This window comes from Streptomyces sp. NPDC057950, assembly GCF_042887295.1.
Lineage (GTDB): Bacteria > Actinomycetota > Actinomycetes > Streptomycetales > Streptomycetaceae > Streptomyces > Streptomyces kaempferi.
Genome location: NZ_JBHVPP010000021.1, coordinates 102,145 through 118,167, shown reverse-complemented (window position 1 = coordinate 118,167; position 16,023 = coordinate 102,145). Strand labels below are relative to the sequence as shown.

Annotated in this window: 12 protein-coding genes; 1 reads left to right on the top strand and 11 read right to left on the bottom strand. The window is 69.6% G+C overall.

Features of this window, described 5'->3' with window-relative positions:
* Positions 1-160: 160 nt before the first annotated feature.
* Positions 161-2,143: a DNA helicase RecQ gene (gene recQ / locus ACFVTC_RS30950; protein WP_390131856.1), complete on the bottom strand. Its 1,983-nt coding sequence runs from the start codon at positions 2,141-2,143 to the stop codon at positions 161-163.
* A 289-nt stretch (positions 2,144-2,432) separates the two neighbouring features.
* Between recQ and ACFVTC_RS30945 the strand changes: the two genes are divergently transcribed.
* Positions 2,433-3,032, top strand: a complete 600-nt coding sequence (locus ACFVTC_RS30945) for a hypothetical protein (RefSeq protein WP_390131784.1) — start codon at positions 2,433-2,435, stop codon at positions 3,030-3,032.
* Between the two features lie 58 nt (positions 3,033-3,090).
* On the opposite strand, the gene nuoN is transcribed toward ACFVTC_RS30945, so the two are convergent.
* The 10 genes from nuoN to nuoE are packed head-to-tail and all read right to left on the bottom strand — an operon-like array spanning position 3,091 to position 16,022.
* Positions 3,091-4,740, bottom strand: a complete 1,650-nt coding sequence (nuoN, locus tag ACFVTC_RS30940) for an NADH-quinone oxidoreductase subunit NuoN (protein ID WP_168529538.1) — start codon at positions 4,738-4,740, stop codon at positions 3,091-3,093.
* Positions 4,737-6,308 carry an NADH-quinone oxidoreductase subunit M gene (locus ACFVTC_RS30935; RefSeq protein ID WP_390131783.1) on the bottom strand — a complete coding sequence of 524 codons (1,572 nt, stop codon included), beginning with the start codon at positions 6,306-6,308 and terminating at the stop codon, positions 4,737-4,739. The genes nuoN and ACFVTC_RS30935 overlap by 4 nt, the downstream gene beginning before the upstream one ends.
* A gap of 5 nt (positions 6,309-6,313) precedes the next feature.
* Complete coding sequence (gene nuoL, locus ACFVTC_RS30930; RefSeq protein WP_390131782.1) at positions 6,314-8,227, bottom strand: NADH-quinone oxidoreductase subunit L; 1,914 nt, start codon at positions 8,225-8,227, stop codon at positions 6,314-6,316.
* Positions 8,228-8,241: 14 nt separating this feature from the next.
* A complete protein-coding gene (nuoK, locus tag ACFVTC_RS30925; protein WP_018568277.1) occupies positions 8,242-8,541 on the bottom strand; it encodes an NADH-quinone oxidoreductase subunit NuoK in 300 nt (99 codons plus the stop codon).
* Positions 8,538-9,356: an NADH-quinone oxidoreductase subunit J gene (locus ACFVTC_RS30920; protein WP_390131781.1), complete on the bottom strand. Its 819-nt coding sequence runs from the start codon at positions 9,354-9,356 to the stop codon at positions 8,538-8,540. Before ACFVTC_RS30920 ends, nuoK begins: the two co-directional genes overlap by 4 nt.
* Positions 9,353-9,955 carry an NADH-quinone oxidoreductase subunit NuoI gene (nuoI, locus tag ACFVTC_RS30915; protein WP_168529530.1) on the bottom strand — a complete coding sequence of 201 codons (603 nt, stop codon included), beginning with the start codon at positions 9,953-9,955 and terminating at the stop codon, positions 9,353-9,355. Before nuoI ends, ACFVTC_RS30920 begins: the two co-directional genes overlap by 4 nt.
* Positions 9,948-11,330 carry an NADH-quinone oxidoreductase subunit NuoH gene (gene nuoH / locus ACFVTC_RS30910; RefSeq protein WP_390131780.1) on the bottom strand — a complete coding sequence of 461 codons (1,383 nt, stop codon included), beginning with the start codon at positions 11,328-11,330 and terminating at the stop codon, positions 9,948-9,950. The genes nuoI and nuoH overlap by 8 nt, the downstream gene beginning before the upstream one ends.
* On the bottom strand, positions 11,327-13,831 hold the full coding sequence (locus ACFVTC_RS30905; RefSeq protein WP_390131779.1) for an NADH-quinone oxidoreductase subunit G: 2,505 nt from the start codon (positions 13,829-13,831) through the stop codon (positions 11,327-11,329). Before ACFVTC_RS30905 ends, nuoH begins: the two co-directional genes overlap by 4 nt.
* A complete protein-coding gene (gene nuoF, locus ACFVTC_RS30900) occupies positions 13,828-15,213 on the bottom strand; it encodes an NADH-quinone oxidoreductase subunit NuoF (protein ID WP_168529524.1) in 1,386 nt (461 codons plus the stop codon). Before nuoF ends, ACFVTC_RS30905 begins: the two co-directional genes overlap by 4 nt.
* Positions 15,213-16,022 carry an NADH-quinone oxidoreductase subunit NuoE gene (gene nuoE / locus ACFVTC_RS30895; RefSeq protein ID WP_390131855.1) on the bottom strand — a complete coding sequence of 270 codons (810 nt, stop codon included), beginning with the start codon at positions 16,020-16,022 and terminating at the stop codon, positions 15,213-15,215. The genes nuoF and nuoE overlap by 1 nt, the downstream gene beginning before the upstream one ends.
* Between the last annotated feature and the right edge of the window lies 1 nt (position 16,023).

Sequence of the window (16,023 nt, the reverse complement as noted above, 5' to 3'; positions counted from 1 at the left end):
CCCCGCCCGCGCCCCCGCCCCCGCGCCCGCCCGCGCCCGGCCCAGCCCGGCGAGGCGAGGCGCGGCGCGGGGGCACTGCCCGACCACTGCCCGACGGGCCCCTGTCCCGTGGCCCGTGGCCCGGGGCCCGGGTTTCGGGGCCCGGGTTTCGGGCGCGGTGCTACATCCAGTCCTCAGGCTCCGGCTCCGCGTCCATCTCGGGCCAGTCCGGGTCCGGCGCCTCGTCGGCCGCGGGGGCCGGCGCCCCTCCGGGGGCGCCGCCCAGGGCGGCGAGCACCCCGACCACGCCCTCGCCGTACGTCGCGAGCTTCTTCTCGCCCACCCCGCTGATCCCTCCGAGGCCCGCCACGGAGGTGGGCCACACCGTCGCGATCTCCCGGAGCGTGGCGTCGTGGAAGATGACGTACGCCGGGACGCCCTGTTCCTTGGCCTGCTCGGCACGCCACGCACGCAGGGCCTCGAAGGCGGGGACGAGTTCCTGCGGCAGCTCCACAACGGCCTTGGCCTTGCGTTCCCCCCGTGGCGACGAGGAGGAGGAACGAGAGGCGGCCGGCTTCGGCTGCTCCTTGCGCAACGGCACGTCGCGCTCGCGCCTCAGCACCGTCCCGCTCTCCTCGGTCAGCACCAGCGTCCCGTACTCGCCCTCGACCGCGAGCAGCCCCTGCGCGAGCAACTGCCGTACGACACCGCGCCATTCGGGCTCCGACAGATCCTCACCGATGCCGAACACGGACAGCTGGTCGTGGTCGAACTGGATCACCTTGGCGGTCCGGCGCCCCAGCAGGATGTCGACGATCTGGAGCGCGCCGAACTTCTGCCCGCGCTCCCGCTGCAACCGCACCACCGTCGACAGCAGCTTCTGCGCCGCGACCGTGCCGTCCCAGGTCTCGGGCGGCGTCAGGCACGTGTCGCAGTTGCCGCACGCCGGGGTGTGCGGGTCCTGGCCGAAGTACGCCAGCAGCTGGGAACGCCGGCACTGGGCCGTCTCGCACAGCGCCAGCATCGAGTCCAGGTGGGCGGCGGCCCGCCGGCGGAACGCCTCGTCACCCTCGGAGCCCTGGATCAGCTTGCGCTGCTGCACGACGTCCTGCAGGCCGTACGCCATCCATGCCGTGGACGGCTGTCCGTCACGGCCCGCGCGGCCCGTCTCCTGGTAGTACCCCTCCACCGACTTGGGCAGGTCGAGGTGGGCGACGAACCGCACGTCCGGCTTGTCGATGCCCATGCCGAAGGCGATCGTGGCGACGACCACCAGGCCCTCTTCGCGCAGGAAGCGCGACTGGTGCGCGGCGCGGGTGCCCGCGTCCAGGCCCGCGTGGTACGGCACAGCCTCGACGCCGTTGCGGGAGAGGAACTCGGCGGTCTTCTCGACCGAGTTGCGCGAGAGGCAGTACACGATGCCCGCGTCGCCCGCGTGCTCCTCGCGCAGGAACGACAGCAGCTGCTTCTTGGGGTCGGCCTTCGGGACGATCCGGTACTGGATGTTGGGCCGGTCGAAGCTCGCCTCGAAGTGGCGCGCGTGCGGCATGGCCAGGCGCTGGGTGATCTCCTTGTGCGTCGCGTGCGTGGCCGTGGCCGTCAGCGCGATGCGCGGGACGTCCGGCCAGCGCTCGCCGAGCAGCGAGAGTGCCAGGTAGTCGGGGCGGAAGTCGTGACCCCACTGGGCCACGCAGTGCGCCTCGTCGATCGCGAAGACGGAGATCTTCGCCCGCGACAGCAGGTCCAGCGTGCTGTCCAGGCGCAGCCGCTCCGGGGCCAGGTAGAGCAGGTCCAGCTCGCCCGCCAGCAGCTCGGCCTCGACCACGCGGCGCTCGTCGAAGTCCTGCGTGGAGTTCATGAAGCCGGCGCGCACGCCCAGCGCGCGCAGCGCGTCCACCTGGTCCTGCATCAGGGCGATGAGTGGCGAGACGACCACACCCGTGCCCGGTCTGACCAGGGACGGAATCTGATAGCAGAGTGACTTGCCGCCACCCGTCGGCATCAGGACGACAGCGTCACCGCCCGCCACCACGTGCTCGATGATCTCTTCCTGCTCGCCGCGGAAGGCGTCGTACCCGAAGACCCGGTGGAGCGTGGCCAGTGCCTCGCCCTCCCCCAGCTGCTCCGTCGCGTCCGCTTCGGTCATCACACCCGTCCCGCCCATCGTCCAGTCCCCCGTACGTCGCGCCTCGACCACTGCGTCCACGATAGGGGTCCGCGCCGACAGCCTCGGAGTTATCCACAGGCTGCGACCGTTCGGCTCCTCTGCGCGTCGTTGTCCGCCCGCGCTCACTCCACCGGGCGGCGCACCTCACCCGCGTTCCACCCGTTGGCTCCTCTCGTATGGCGACCCCTCACGACCGCGGGACATGCTGCTCGGGCCGGCGGAGGGGCCGCAGCCGACGGACCGGCACCGTCCCGTACACCGCTCTCGCGCCTCTAGGAGTCATCGCATGTCCCAGCGTCCGCTCAGGACCGCCTTCGCCCTCATGACAGCCGTCGCCGCCTCGCTCGCCCTGGCCGCCGCGCCCGCCCCGGCCGCGGGCGGGCCCGCGGCTCCCATGGACCCCTCGGCCGTACGGGACCTGGACACGGCGTACGCGGCCAGCGTCAAGTATCTCGACGAGTCGACCGCCCTCGCCGACGGCTACGTTCCCTTCGCGTGCTCGGCGGACCCCGCGGGCCACGGCGCCATGGGCTACCACTACTTCAACGAGTCCCGCTACGGCTCCCTCGACCCGGCGAAGCCGGGAGCTCTGCTCTTCGAGGACGGACCGGGCGGAAGGCGCAGGCTGGCGGGGGTGGAGTGGATTGTGGTGGACAAGGACCAGAACATGAAGACCAGCGGCGACCGGCCTTCGCTGTTCGGCCAGAAGTTCGAAGGCCCGATGCCTGGTCATTACCCCGGCATGCCGGTCCACTACGACCTCCACGTCTGGCTCTGGAAGCACAACCCCGCCGGCCTCTTCAACCGGTGGAACCCCCGTGTGTCGTGTCCGGCCGTCTCGGCGCACTCCGCGCCGGCGGCCCACACGGCCCACATGGCCCACTGACGACGGCTCGGGCCCCGCTCCTGGGAAGGAGCGGGGCCCGAGCCGTGGGCGGTCCCGGTCAGCGGACGAAGACGCCCGCCTGGCTCGCCAGGTCGAGGAAGTACTGCGGCGCGACTCCCAGCACCAGCGTGACCGCGACGCCGAAAGCGATCGCCGTCATGGTCAGCGGCGAGGGCACCGCGACCGTGGGCCCTTCCGGCTTGGGCTCGCTGAAGAACATCAGAACGATCACCCGGATGTAGAAGAACGCCGCGATCGCCGACGAGATCACACCGACCACGACCAGTGCGCCCGCGCCGCCCTCCGCCGCCGCCTTGAACACGGCGAACTTTCCGGCGAAGCCCGAGGTCAGCGGGATGCCCGCGAAGGCCAGCAGGAAGACCGCGAAGACGGCCGCCACCAGCGGGGAGCGGCGTCCGAGGCCGGCCCACTTGGACAGGTGTGTCGCCTCGCCGCCCGCGTCGCGGACCAGGGTCACGACCGCGAAGGCCCCGATCGTCACGAACGAGTAGGCGGCCAGGTAGAAGAGGACCGACGAGACGCCGTCCGGCGAGGCCGCGATGACACCCGCGAGGATGAAGCCCGCGTGTGCGATCGACGAGTACGCCAGCAGGCGCTTGATGTCGGTCTGGGTGATCGCGACGATGGCACCGCCGAGCATGGTGACGATCGCGACGGCCCACATGACCGGCCGCCAGTCCCAGCGCAGGCCCGGCAGGACGACGTACAGCAGACGCAGCAGCGCCCCGAAGGCGGCCACCTTCGTCGCCGCCGCCATGAAGCCGGTGACCGGTGTCGGTGCTCCCTGGTAGACGTCCGGCGTCCACATGTGGAAGGGCACCGCGCCGACCTTGAAGAGCAGGCCCATGACGACCATCGCGGCGCCGATCAGCAGCAGCACGTCGTTGCCCATGGTGCCGGCGAGTGCCGGGTCGACGTTGGTGACCGTGCCGTCGACGACCTGCGCGATCCTGGCGTACGACACCGAGCCCGCGTAGCCGTAGAGCAGCGCGATGCCGAACAGGGTGAACGCGGAGGCGAAGGCGCCGAGCAGGAAGTACTTGACCGCGGCCTCCTGCGACATGAGTCGCTTGCGGCGGGCCACGGCGCACAGCAGGTACAGCGGCAGCGAGAAGACCTCCAGCGCGATGAACAGCGTCAGCAGGTCGTTGGCCGACGGGAAGACCAGCATGCCGCCGATCGCGAAGAGCAGCAGCGGGAACACCTCGGTGGTGGTGAACCCGGCCTTCACCGCGGCCTTTTCACTGTCGCTGCCGGGCACGGAGGCGGCCTGCGCGGCGAACGAGTCGACGCGGTTCCCGTGCGCCTCCGGGTCGAGCCGGCGCTCGGCGAAGGTGAAGACGCCGAGGATGCCCGCCAGCAGGATCGTGCCCTGCAGGAACAAGGAGGGCCCGTCGACGGCGATCGCGCCCATCGCCGCGATGTGCGCCTTCGTCGTGCCGTATCCGCCGGCCGCCATCGCGACCACCGCCGCGAAGGCGGCGGCGAGCGCGACGACGGACACGAACACCTGGGTGTAGTAACGGGACTTGCGCGGGACGAAGGCCTCGATCAGCACCCCGACGAGCGCCGCCCCGATGACGATCAGGGTGGGCGACAATTGCCCGTATTCGATCTTCGGCGCGTCGATCTTCGCGATCGGCTCCGCCGCGGTTGTCCACAGGCTGTGGACGGCTGCTGCGCTCACTTGGCCGCCTCCACCTCGGGCTGGGGGTCCTTTTTGTGTACATCCGACATGGTCTGCTGGACCGCGGGGTTGACGATGTCGGTGACGGGCTTCGGATAGACGCCCAGGAAGATCAGCAGAGCGATCAGCGGAGCGACCACCAGGAGTTCGCGCACCCTGAGGTCGGGCATCTCGGCGACCTCGGCCTTCACCGGGCCCGTCATCGTCCGCTGGTACAGGACGAGCGTGTAGAGCGCGGCGAGCACGATGCCGAAGGTGGCGACGATGCCGACGGCCGGGTAGCGCGTGAACGTGCCGACCAGGACGAGGAATTCACTCACGAAGGGCGCGAGCCCGGGAAGGGAGAGGGTCGCGAGGCTGCCGACCAGGAAGGTGCCGGCGAGCACCGGGGCGACCTTCTGCACCCCTCCGTAGTCGGCGATCAGACGCGAGCCGCGCCGCGAGATCAGGAAGCCCGCCACCAGCATCAGGGCGGCCGTCGAGATCCCGTGGTTGACCATGTAGAGCGTCGCGCCCGACTGGCCCTGGCTGGTCATCGCGAAGATGCCCAGGATGATGAAGCCGAAGTGCGAGATCGACGCGTACGCCACCAGTCGCTTGATGTCCCGCTGACCGACCGCGACCAGAGCCCCGTAGACGATGCTGATCAGGGCGAGCACGAGGATGGCCGGCGTCGCCCACTTGCTGGCCTCGGGGAAGAGCTGGAGGCAGAAGCGGAGCATCGCGAAGGTGCCGACCTTGTCGACCACCGCCGTGATCAGGACCGCGACCGGCGCCGTGGCCTCCCCCATGGCGTTGGGCAGCCAGGTGTGCAGCGGCCACAGCGGTGCCTTCACCGCGAACGCGAAGAAGAAGCCCAGGAACAGCCAGCGCTCCGTATTGGTCGCCATGTGCAGCGAGCCGTTGGCACGGGCCTGCACGATCTCCTGGAGCGAGAAGTTCCCGGCGACCACGTAGAGGCCGATCACCGCGGCCAGCATGATCAGGCCGCCGACCAGGTTGTAGAGGAGGAACTTCACCGCGGCGTAGGACCGCTGTGTCGCCGCGACCTCGTCGCCGTGTTCGTGGGCCTTGTCCCCGAAGCCGCCGATGAGGAAGTACATCGGGATCAGCATGGCTTCGAAGAAGATGTAGAAGAGGAAGACGTCGGTGGCCTCGAAGGAGATGATCACCATCGCCTCGACGGCCAGGATCAGGGCGAAGAAGCCCTGGGTCGGCCGCCACCGCGTGTTCCCGGTCTCCTGCGGGTCGGCGTCGTGCCAGCCCGCCAGGATCACGAACGGGATCAGCAGCGCGGTCAGCGCCACCAGCGCCACCCCGATGCCGTCCACACCCAGCTCGTAGCGCACCCCGAAGTCCTTGATCCAGGAGTGCGATTCGGTGAGCTGGTAGCGGCTGCCGCCGGGGTCGAACCGTACGAGCACGATCGCGGCCAGGGCGAGTGTGGCGAGCGAGACGAGCAGCGCCAGCCACTTGGCGGCGGCACGGCGCGCGGCCGGCACGGCGGCCGTGGCCACCGCTCCGAGGGCCGGGAGCGCCGCCGTCGCTGTCAGCAGAGGAAAGGACATCGGGATCAGACCGCCCTCATCAGCAGGGTCGCGGCGATGAGGATCGCCGCACCGCCGAACATCGAGACCGCGTAACTGCGGGCATAGCCGTTCTGCAGCTTGCGCAGTCGCCCGGAGAGGCCGCCCATCGAGGCCGCCGTACCGTTGACGACCCCGTCGACCAGGGTGTGGTCGACGTACACAAGGGAGCGCGTGAGGTGCTCCCCGCCGCGCACCAGCACGACGTGGTTGAAGTCGTCCTGGAGCAGGTCGCGCCGGGCGGCCCGGGTGAGCAGGGAACCGCGCGGGGCGACGGCCGGGACGGGGCTGCGCCCGTACTGGAGATAGGCGATTCCGGCGCCGACGACGAGGAGGACCATCGTGGCCAGCGTGACCGTGAGGGCGCTGACGGGCGAGTCGCCCTCCGAGTGCCCGGTGATCGGCTCCAGCCAGTGCAGGAAGCGGTCGCCGAAGCTGAAGAAACCACCCGCGAAGACCGACCCGAAGGCCAGCACGATCATGGGGATCGTCATGGACCGGGGCGACTCGTGCGGGTGCGGCTCGTGGCCCTCCGCGTCCGGCTGCCAGCGCTTCTCACCGAAGAAGGTCATGATCATCACGCGCGTCATGTAGTACGCGGTGATCGCCGCGCCGAGCAGGGCGGCGCCGCCGAGGATCCAGCCCTCGGTGCCACCCTTGGCGAAGGCCGCCTCGATGATCTTGTCCTTGGAGAAGAAGCCGGACAGGCCCGGGAAGCCGATGATGGCGAGGTAGCCGAGGCCGAAGGTGACGAAGGTGACCGGCATGTACTTCCTGAGGCCGCCGTACCTCCGCATGTCGACCTCGTCGTTCATACCGTGCATCACCGAGCCGGCGCCGAGGAACAGCCCCGCCTTGAAGAAGCCGTGCGTCACCAGGTGCATGATCGCGAAGACGTAGCCGATCGGGCCGAGGCCCGCGGCCAGCACCATGTAGCCGATCTGCGACATCGTCGAGCCGGCGAGCGCCTTCTTGATGTCGTCCTTCGCGCAACCGACGATCGCACCGAACAGCAGGGTGACGGCACCGACCACGGTGACGACCAACTGCGCGTCGGGCGCGGCGTTGAAGACCGCACCGGAGCGGACGATCAGGTAGACGCCCGCGGTCACCATCGTCGCGGCGTGGATGAGGGCCGAGACCGGGGTCGGGCCCTCCATCGCGTCCCCGAGCCAGGACTGCAGCGGCACCTGGGCGGACTTGCCGCAGGCGGCGAGCAACAGCATCAGCGCGACGGCGGTGAGCTTGCCCTCCGTGGCGCCGCCGACCAGCCCCGGGTGCCCCTCGCTGCCGAGCACCGGTCCGAAGGCGAAGGTGCCGAAGGTGGTGAACATCAGCATGATGGCGATCGACAGGCCCATGTCGCCGACGCGGTTGACCAGGAAGGCCTTCTTCGCGGCGGTGGCGGCGCTGGGCTTGTGCTGCCAGAAGCCGATCAGCAGGTACGAGGCGAGGCCCACGCCCTCCCAGCCGACGTACAGCAGCAGGTAGTTGTCCGCGAGGACGAGCAGCAGCATCGCCGCGAGGAACAGGTTCAGATAGCCGAAGAAGCGGCGGCGCCGCTCGTCGTGCTCCATGTACCCGATGGAGTACAGGTGGATCAGCGAGCCGACGCCCGTGATCAGCAGGACGAACGTCATCGACAGCTGGTCCAGCTGGAGGGAGACGTCCGCCCGGAAGCCCGCGACGGGGATCCAGCTGAACAGGTGCTGGCCGAGGGGCCGGTCGGCGGCGCTCTTGCCCAGCATGTCGGCGAAGAGGACCGCGCCGATCACGAAGGAGGCCGCCGCGAGCGCCGTGCCGATCCAGTGGCCGACGGCATCGAGCCGCCGGCCGCCGCACAGCAGTACGGCCGCTCCGAGCAGAGGCGCCGCTACCAGCAGCGCAATCAGATCTTCCACGATTCAGCGACCCCTTACAGCTTCATCAGGCTGGCGTCGTCGACCGAGGCCGAGTGGCGGGAACGGAACAGCGACACGATGATCGCGAGCCCGACCACGACCTCCGCGGCGGCGACGACCATCGTGAAGAAGGCGATGATCTGGCCGTCGAGATTGCCGTGCATGCGGGAGAAGACGACGAACGCGAGGTTGCAGGCGTTGAGCATGAGCTCGACACACATGAACACCACGATCGCGTTGCGCCTGATCAGCACACCGGTGGCGCCGATCGTGAACAACAGGGCGGCGAGATAGAGGTAGTTGACCGGATTCACTGGGACGCCTCCTCCGTCTTCGCGCGCTCCAGGCGTTCTTCGGCGCGCTGCTCCAGGGCCTTCAGATCGCTCAGTGCCTCGGTGGACACGTCACGGACCTGACCGCGCTCCCGCAGTGTCTTGTTGACGGTCAGCTCCGAGGGGGTGCCGTCCGGGAGGAGACCCGCGATGTCCACCGCGTTGTGCCGGGCGTAGACACCCGGGGCCGGCAGCGGCGGCAGGTGCTTGCCCTCCCGCACCCGCTGCTCGGACAGCTCGCGCTGGGTCTTGGGGCGCTCGGTGCGCTCCCGGTGCGTGAGCACCATGGCGCCGACGGCGGCCGTGATGAGCAGCGCGCCGGTGATCTCGAAGGCGAACACGTACTTCGTGAAGATGAGGGCCGCGAGACCCTCCACGTTCCCGTTGGCGTTGGCCTTGCCCAGGCCGTTGAACTCCGTCAGCGACGCGTTGCCGATGCCCGCGATCAGCAGGACACCGAAGCCGAGACCGCAGACCAGGGCCAGCCAGCGCTGCCCCTTGATGGTCTCCCTCAGGGAATCCGCCGCGGTGACACCGACGAGCATGACCACGAACAGGAACAGCATCATGATCGCGCCGGTGTAGACGACGATCTGCACGATGCCCAGGAAGTACGCGCCGTTGGCGAGATAGAACACCGCCAGGACGATCATGGTCCCGGCGAGACAGAGCGCGCTGTGCACGGCCTTCTTCATGAAGACGGTGCACAGGGCGCCGATCACGGCGACGGTGCCGAGCACCCAGAACTGGAAGGCCTCTCCGGTGGAGGTGGAGTAGGCGGCGAGCTGCGCGCTCATGCTTCCACCCCCTCCTCATGGGGCTTCTCGCCCTTGGAGACGGCCACTTGGCGTACGGTGCCGGGCGCCGCCTCCGTGACCAGGCCCTGGTAGTAGTCCTGCTCGTCCGTCCCGGGGAAGATCGAGTGCGGTGACTCCACCATGCCCTCCTCGAGACCGGCGAGCAGCTGCTCCTTGGTGTAGATGAGGTTGGCGCGGCTGCTGTCCGCGAGCTCGAACTCGTTCGTCATCGTCAGCGCGCGCGTGGGGCACGCCTCGATGCACAGACCGCACAGGATGCAGCGGGCGTAGTTGATCTGATAGACGCGGCCGTAGCGCTCACCGGGCGAGTAGCGCTCCTCCTCGGTGTTGTCCGCGCCCTCCACGTAGATGGCGTCCGCGGGACAGGCCCACGCGCACAGCTCACAGCCGACGCACTTCTCCAGGCCGTCCGGATGACGGTTGAGCTGGTGCCGGCCGTGGAACCGCGGGGCCGTGGTCTTGTGCTGCTCCGGGTACTGCTCCGTCAGCCGCTTCTTGAACATGGCCTTGAAGGTCACGCCGAAGCCGGCGACGGGGTTCTGGAAACCGGGTTTGGTCTCCTTCGGCTCCTCAGACATCCGACCCCTCCTTTCCGTCACGAGATCCGGCGTCCGATCCGTCACTCGCAGTATCGGACCCACCACTGACAATCAACTCCCGCTCGCGGTGCGGGCGGCGCCGCGGCACCGGCGGCAGCTCCTGCCCCGGCAGCGGCGGCACGGGGAATCCGCCGGCCATCGGGTCGAAGGCGGCGGCCTCGGCCGACGCCTCCCGGGCCTCCGGCTTCTCGCGGAAGATGTCCACGGCGAACGAGATCAGCAGCAGCACGAGGACACCGCCACCGACGTACAGAGCGATGTCGGCGAAGTCGTAGTGCTGGTTCTTCAGGGTCCGTACGGTCGCGACGAGCATCAGCCACACCACGGAGACCGGAATGAGCACCTTCCAGCCGAGCTTCATCAGCTGGTCGTAGCGGACGCGCGGGAGCGTGCCGCGCAGCCAGATGAAGAAGAACAGCAGCAGCTGCACCTTCACCACGAACCAGAGCATCGGCCACCAGCCGTGGTTGGCGCCCTCCCAGAAGGTGCTGATGGGCCACGGGGCCCGCCAGCCGCCGAGGAAGAGCGTGGTCGACACGGCCGAGACCGTCACCATGTTCACGTACTCGGCGAGCATGAACAGCGCGAACTTGATGGACGAGTACTCGGTGTTGAAGCCGCCGACGAGGTCGCCCTCGGACTCCGGCATGTCGAAGGGGGCGCGGTTGGTCTCGCCGACCATCGTGATGATGTAGATCACGAAGGAGACCGGCAGCAGCAGGACGTACCAGCGGTCGTGCTGCTGCTCGACGATCGTCGAGGTCGACATCGACCCGGAGTAGAGGAACACCGAGGCGAACGCGGCGCCCATGGCGATCTCGTAGGAGATCATCTGCGCGCAGGAACGCAGTCCGCCGAGGAGCGGGTACGTCGACCCGGAGGACCAGCCCGCGAGCACGATCCCGTAGATGCCGACCGAGGCGACCGCGAGGATGTAGAGCATCGCGATCGGCAGGTCGGTGAGCTGCATCGTGGTGCGGTGCCCGAAGATCGAGATCTCGTTGCCCGCGGGCCCGAAGGGGATCACCGCGATCGCCATGAAGGCCGGGATGGCCGCGACGACCGGCGCGAGGATGTAGACCACCTTGTCCGCGCGTTTGACGACGAGGTCTTCCTTGAGCATCAGTTTGATGCCGTCGGCGAGCGACTGGAGCATGCCCCAGGGGCCGTGCCGGTTGGGGCCGATGCGCAGCTGCATCCAGGCGACGACCTTGCGCTCCCACACGATGGAGAAGAGCACGGTGATCATCAGGAAGGCGAAGCAGAAGACCGCCTTGACGACGACCAGCCACCAGGGGTCGCGGCCGAACATGGAGAGGTCTTCCGCGGCGAGGTACGGCGTGTAGGGCGTCATGCCTCCACCTCCTTGGGGGCCTCGGTGGCGAGCGTCGCCGGACCGATGCGGACGAGTGCGCCGGGCAGCGCCCCCGTGTCGGAGGCGACGCCTCCGCCGGCGGAGTTCAGCGGAAGCCAGACCACGCGGTCGGGCATCTCGGTGATCTGCAGCGGGAGGGCGAGGGTCCCGGCGCTGCCGGTGACGGCGAGGAGGTCGCCCTCCTTGACACCCGCCTCGGCGGCCGTGGCGGCCGACACGCGTGCGCGTGCCGCGTGCCGGGTCCCGGCGAGCGCCTCGTCGCCCTCCTGGAGACGCCCCAGGTCGAGCAGCAGCCGATGGCCCGCGAGCACGGCCTCCCCGGCGGCGGGACGCGGCAGCGACGCCGCGATCTCGACGGGTTCTGCGGCCCGTGGACCGCCCCAGGCGCCGAGCCGGTCCAGCTCCCCGCGCGCGGTGCGCAGGTCCGGCAGACCGAGGTGTACGTCCATGGCGTCGGCCAGCATCTGCAGCACCCGCGCGTCGGTGGGTGCCAGGGTGCGGGTCATCTGCTCGGGCTTGAGCGCGGCCTCGAACAGGCGGGCCCTTCCTTCCCAGTTGAGGAAGGTGCCGGACTTCTCGGTGACCGCGGCCACCGGGAGGACGACATCCGCGTGTTCGGTGACCTCACCGGGACGCAGTTCGAGCGACACCAGGAAGCCGATCTCCGAAAGTGCCGCACGCGCGCGTGCCGGGTCGGGCAGGTCGTTGACCTCCACGCCCGCCACGACCAGTGCCTGCAGTTCGCCGGCCGCGGCGGCCTCGACGATCTGGCCGGTGTCGCGACCGTAGCGGTGCGGGAGCTGGGACACTCCCCAGGCGGCGGCGACCTCCTCCCGCGCGCGCGGGTCGGTGGCCGGTCGCCCGCCCGGCAGCAGCGACGGCAGAGCGCCCGCCTCGATGGCGCCGCGTTCCCCTGCCCGCCGCGGGATCCACACCAGCGCGGCGCCGGTCGCGGCCGCGGCTCGTACGGCGGAGGTGAGTCCGCCCGCCACCGCGGCGAGCCGCTCGCCGACGACGATCACGGCGCCTGCTCCGCGCAGTGCCTCGGCGGCCCCGGCTCCGTCGCCCTCCAGACCGACCCCGCTCGCGAGGGCGTTCAGCCACTCGGTCTCGGTGCCGGGCGCGGCGGGCAACAGCGTGCCGCCCGCCTTCGCCAGGCCGCGCGTCGCGTGCGTGGCGAGGGAGAAGGTCTTCTGCCCGTGTCCGCGCCATGCCTTGCGCAACCGCAGGAAGACTCCGGGCGCCTCCTCCTCCGACTCGAAGCCGACGAGCAGAACCGCGGGCGCCTTCTCCAGGGAGGTGTACGTGACGCCCGTACCGTCGAGGTCCCGTCCCCGGCCGGCCACACGGGCCGCCAGGAACTCGGCCTCCTCGGCGCTGTGCACGCGCGCGCGGAAGTCGATGTCGTTGGTGTCGAGGGCCACGCGCGCGAACTTGCTGTAGGCGTAGGCGTCCTCGACGGTGAGCCGGCCTCCGGTCAGGACACCGGTCCTGCCCCGGGCCGCCAGCAGTCCCGAGGCCGCGGCCTCCAGGGCCTCCGGCCAGGAGGCGGGCTCCAGTTCACCGGAGGCGCCGCGGACCAGGGGCGTCTCCAGCCGGTCACGCCGCTGCGCGTACCGGAAGCCGAAACGCCCCTTGTCGCACAGCCACTCCTCGTTGACCTCCGGGTCGGGAGCCGCGAGGCGTCGCATCACCTTGCCGCGCCGGTGATCCGTGCGCGTCGCGCAGCCGCCCGCGCAGTGCTCGCACACCGAGTGCGAGGAGACGAGGTCGAAGGGGCGGGAACGGAAGCGGTACGCCGCCGAGGTCAGCGCTCCGACCGGGCAGATCTGGATCGTGTTCCCGGAGAAGTACGACTCGAAGGGATCCCCCTCGCCGGTGCCGACCTGCTGGAGCGCCCCGCGCTCGATCAGCTCGATCATCGGGTCGCCGGCGATCTGGTTGCTGAACCGGGTGCAGCGGGCGCACAGCACGCACCGCTCACGGTCGAGCAGCACCTGGGTGGAGATCGGGACCGGCTTCTCGTACGTCCGCTTCTTTCCGTCGAAGCGGGATTCGGCGCCGCCGTGCGACATCGCCTGGTTCTGCAGCGGGCACTCGCCGCCCTTGTCGCAGACCGGGCAGTCCAGCGGGTGGTTGATGAGCAGCAGCTCCATCACGCCGTACTGGGCCTTCTCGGCGACGGGCGAGGTGAGCTGCGTCTTCACCACCATCCCGTCCGTGCACGTGATCGTGCAGGACGCCATGGGCTTGCGCTGTCCCTCGACCTCGACGATGCACTGGCGGCAGGCGCCGGCGGGGTCGAGCAGCGGATGGTCGCAGAAGCGGGGGATCTCGATGCCGAGCTGTTCCGCGGCGCGGATGACCAGGGTGCCCTTGGGCACGCTGATCTCGGCGCCGTCGATCGTCAGCGAGACGAGATCCTCCGGCGGAACCGCCGCCTCTCCCCCTCCCGAGGGAGCGCTGGTGGTCACCGTCATGCGTTCACCTCCGTGTGCTTGTCCGCCCAGGCCGTCGACCTGGCCGGGTCGAAGGGGCAGCCGCGGCCCGTGATGTGCTGCTCGTACTCCTCGCGGAAGTACTTGAGCGAGGAGAAGATCGGCGAGGCGGCACCGTCGCCGAGGGCGCAGAACGACTTGCCGTTGATGTTGTCGGCGATGTCATTGAGCTTGTCGAGGTCGGACATGACGCCCTTGCCGGCCTCGATGTCGCGCAGCAACTGCACCAGCCAGTAGGTCCCTTCGCGGCACGGGGTGCACTTGCCGCAGGACTCGTGCGCGTAGAACTCGGTCCAGCGGGTGACCGCCCGGACGACGCAGGTCGTCTCGTCGAAGCACTGGAGCGCCTTGGTGCCGAGCATGGAACCGGCGGCGCCCACTCCTTCGTAGTCGAGAGGGACGTCGAGGTGTTCCTCGGTGAACATCGGTGTCGAGGAGCCGCCCGGTGTCCAGAACTTCAGCCGGTGTCCGGCGCGCATCCCGCCGCTCATGTCGAGGAGTTGTCGGAGCGTGATCCCGAGCGGGGCCTCGTACTGGCCGGGACTGGTGACGTGGCCGCTGAGCGAGTAGAGCGTGAAGCCCGGGGACTTCTCGCTTCCCATCGACCTGAACCATTCCTTGCCTTTTTGCAGGATTGCGGGAACTGACGCGATCGACTCGACGTTGTTCACCACAGTTGGGCACGCATAGAGCCCTGCGACGGCTGGGAAAGGGGGACGAAGCCGCGGTTGACCACGGCGGCCTTCGAGCGAGTCGAGCAGTGCGGTCTCCTCACCGCAGATGTACGCGCCCGCGCCCGCGTGCACGGTGAGCTGCAGGTCGAGCCCGCTGCCCAGGATGTTCTCGCCGAGGTAGCCGGCCGCGTAGGCCTCGCGGACGGCCTCGTGCAACCGCCGCAACACGGGGACGACTTCACCGCGGAGATAGATGAAGGCATGCGAAGACCGGATGGCATAACACGCGATCACAATGCCCTCGATGAGGCTGTGCGGGTTCGCGAAGAGGAGCGGGATGTCCTTGCAGGTACCCGGCTCCGACTCGTCGGCGTTGACAACTAGATAGTGGGGTTTTCCATCGCCCTGCGGAATGAACTGCCATTTCATTCCCGTGGGGAATCCCGCGCCGCCCCGGCCGCGCAGACCGGAGTCCTTGACGTACGCGATCAGGTCGTCCGGCGACATGGCCAGCGCCTTGCGCAGCCCCTCGTACCCCTCGTGCCTTCGGTAGACGTCAAGCGTCCAGGACCGCTCCTCGTCCCAGAAGGCCGACAGCACGGGTGCGAGCAGCTTCTCGGGGCTGGTCTCTCCGCCGCGTTCGAATGCGCTCGCGCGGGCGGTGCCCCCGTTCTCGGGTGCCAATGTCATCACTCCCCCTCCTCGGCTGTGGGACCCGCCGGGTGCGACGGATCGGAGGCCGACGTGTCCTGCGGCGCGTCGTGCGAGCTCAGGTGCTCGGCCGGCGGCTGGTCCTGCGGAGCACCTCCACCTCGCGGATGGACCACGCGCGCGGCACCGCTCTCCCCCTTGGCCAGGCGGAGGCCGGTCAGCGAGGCGGGGCCCGCGCCGCCACCCGCTTCGACGGCCCCGGCGCGCTCATCGGGGAAGCCCGCCAGGATCCGGGCGGTGTCCTTGAAGGTGCAGAGGGGGGCTCCGCGGGTGGGCTCGACCACTGTTCCCGCGCGCAGGTCGTCGACGAGGCGCTTGGCGGAGGCCACGGTCTGGTTGTCGAAGAACTCCCAGTTGACCATCACGACGGGTGCGAAGTCGCAGGCCGCGTTGCACTCGATGTGCTCCAGGGTGACCTTGCCGTCACCGGTGGTCTCGCCGTTGCCGACGCCCAGGTGGTCCTGGAGGGCCTCGAAGATCGCGTCGCCGCCCATGACCGCGCACAGGGTGTTGGTGCACACACCCACCTGGTAGTCACCGCTCGGCTTGCGCCGGTACATCGAGTAGAAGGTCGCGACCGCGGTGACCTCGGCGGTGGTCAGACTCAGTACGTCCGCGCAGAACTGCATCCCCGTCCGCGTGACATGGCCCTCTTCCGACTGCACGAGATGCAGCAACGGAAGGAGCGCCGAGCGGGAGTCCGGATAGCGGGCGATGATCTCGCGCGCGTCCGCTTCGAGCCGGGTCCGAACGTCGTCCGGGTAGTCGGGCGCGGGCAGTCGGGGCATG